This is a genomic window from Sphingobacterium gobiense (assembly GCF_002980575.1).
Lineage (GTDB): Bacteria > Bacteroidota > Bacteroidia > Sphingobacteriales > Sphingobacteriaceae > Sphingobacterium > Sphingobacterium gobiense.
In genome coordinates, this window is record NZ_PVBS01000015.1 from 1 (window position 1) to 359 (window position 359).

General features: G+C 62.4%; 1 protein-coding gene. It reads left to right on the top strand.

Features of this window, described 5'->3' with window-relative positions; all coding sequences use genetic code 11:
- Window positions 1-359 (top strand): thioredoxin family protein (locus C5749_RS19385; RefSeq protein WP_146113799.1); only part of this gene is annotated, 359 nt, incomplete at both ends.

Genomic DNA, 359 nt, shown 5'->3' on the forward strand with positions numbered 1-359 from the left:
AGTGACGGTGTTCGCCTTCGTGGTGTACATGGTGCCGGGCATGTGGGGGGCACCGCTCAAGTCGATCTCGGCATTCCTGCCGCCCTCGGCCACGCAGGACTTCGACCTCTCCACGGTGAACTTCGGGGCAGCCCCTGCGGCAAGCGCCGGCACGGAGAAGAAAAAATATTACGAGATCTTCCACGACCGGGGCACCCCCAAGGGATTTGATCCGTACTACGACTACGAGGAGGGGCTTGCCGCGGCCAGAGAGCTGAACAAACCGGTGCTGATCGACTTCACGGGCTGGAACTGTGTCAACTGCCGCAAGATGGAGGCCAATGTGTGGACCGACCCGAAGGTGGCCGCACTGCTCCGCG